This is a genomic window from Frankia sp. CcWB2 (genome assembly GCF_977927585.1).
On the sequence record NZ_CDWRCM010000113.1, the window covers coordinates 7,534 to 9,114 of the forward strand.

The 1,581-nt window shown below is 72.0% G+C and carries 1 protein-coding gene and 1 pseudogene; one reads left to right on the plus strand and one right to left on the minus strand.

The genetic code is table 11. The annotated features are described in order from the left end of the window. Nucleotides 1-868, minus strand: a pseudogene (locus tag ACY45C_RS13165) (Sir2 family NAD-dependent protein deacetylase); the annotation flags it as partial. Nucleotides 869-1,246: 378 nt separating this feature from the next. Here ACY45C_RS13165 and ACY45C_RS13170 point away from each other — a divergent pair. Further along, nucleotides 1,247-1,519 carry a hydrogenase assembly protein HupF gene (locus ACY45C_RS13170; protein WP_462187911.1) on the plus strand — a complete coding sequence of 91 codons (273 nt, stop codon included), beginning with the start codon at nucleotides 1,247-1,249 and terminating at the stop codon, nucleotides 1,517-1,519. Nucleotides 1,520-1,581 lie beyond the last annotated feature (62 nt).

Below are 1,581 nucleotides of genomic sequence, written 5' to 3' on the forward strand. Positions count from 1 at the left end.
CGGGGGGACGGGGGCGTCACGGCGGCGGCGAGGCGGGGAAGCACCAGGCCCAGAGGCGCGTCGACCCGGACGGCCGCGCGGCTGTCCCCCCGGGTCGGACCCTGGTTGACGATCGCGACCGGGATGTCGAGCTCCGCCGCACGGAGCACGAACCGGTAGCCGGACATCACCGTCAGCGACGATCCGAGGATCAGCAGCGCCCTGGCCCCCTCGACCAGCCGGAACGCCTCCGCGGCACGGTCGCGCCGAAGAACACCACGTCCGGTTCCAGCTCGTCACCGTCGCACCGGCGGCAGCCCACCATGACGAAGGCGGCGACCATGTCGTCGGGGAGCGTGACATCGCCGTCCGGGTTGCTCTGCGCGGCGCCGACATGGAATCCGGGATTGACCGCCCGCAGACGCTGGTCGAGCTCGAGGCGAGGGCTCACGTCGCCGCAGCCGCGGCATAGCACGCGCGACAGCCTGCCGTGCAAATCGATGACGCGCCGTAAGCCGGCACGCTGGTGCAGGCCGTCGACGTTCTGCGTCACGACACCGGTCACCAGGCCGTCCTGCTCCAACCGGGCCAGTGCACGGTGGCCCGGGTTCGGCTCCGCCCGGGCCACCCGCCGCCACCCGGCATGGCTGCGGGCCCAGTAGCGGTGCCGGGCCGCGGGATCATCGGTGAACTCCTGATAGGTCATCGGGGTGTGATGGCGCAGTGCCCCGTTCGGACCCCGGTAGTCCGGAATACCGGAGTCGGTGGAGATCCCCGCACCGGTCACCACCACGACCCCGCCGGCCGCGGCCAGCGAGCAGAGCCGGTCGAATGCCTCGCCCCCGCCACCCGTCACCTGCTGTCGCGCACCGTCCCTCACACCGTCTATGCTGCCCGATCCGGCCGTGCCCCGGATGCCCGTTCCGCGCCACCGCTCCCCGCCCGTCCGCTCCCCGCCCGTCCGGGGATGGAGCCCGGGGGGAGACGTCCCGGCAGGTTGATGTTTCGGACACCGGCATCGATACGTCGTGTAGTCGTCCTAGCCGTGTGGTGTGATCAGGCCCAGGGTCGTACGGTTGCGGCAAAGCCAGCCTTCCCGAGGGTGGTTACGACGATGGACGGCGAGAACGCACAGGTCGGCACCAGGCACGCCGAGTCGGGGGATGCCCGGCGCCACCCCTCCGACTCAGTCGGCCACGGCAGCTCAGTCGGTCACGGCAGGTCAGCCGCGTCGACCACAACCAGGACCACCGTCAAAACCGTCGGCATGACCGCCGGCACGAGCGCGGGCCGACCGGCCGCGATGGAGGCCGAGCTGGCCTCGGTCCATCCCGGTCCGGCCGCGCCGGTATGTGAGGCGGCCGGGCGCATCGCCCGGTCGGAGGAGACCATCGAGGCGGAGGTCATCCGTCTCTTGCCCGGAGCCCTCGCTGTCGTTCGCACTCCCGCCGGAACGGAGGAGGTGGGCATCGCCTTGGTCGACGCCCATCCCGGAGATGCCGTGCTGGTCCACGCCGGGGAGGCGATCGCCGTTCTCTAGCCCATCCGTTCGTTCGTTCGTCCGGGCCAGGCCCGTCCAGGGCAGGGCAGGGCAGGGCAGGG

What these genes read in the sequence shown, in the direction of transcription:
- ACY45C_RS13170 (WP_462187911.1), top strand. Translation starts at nt 1,247, where the DNA reads ATGACCGCCGGCACGAGCGCGGGCCGACCGGCCGCGATGGAGGCCGAG.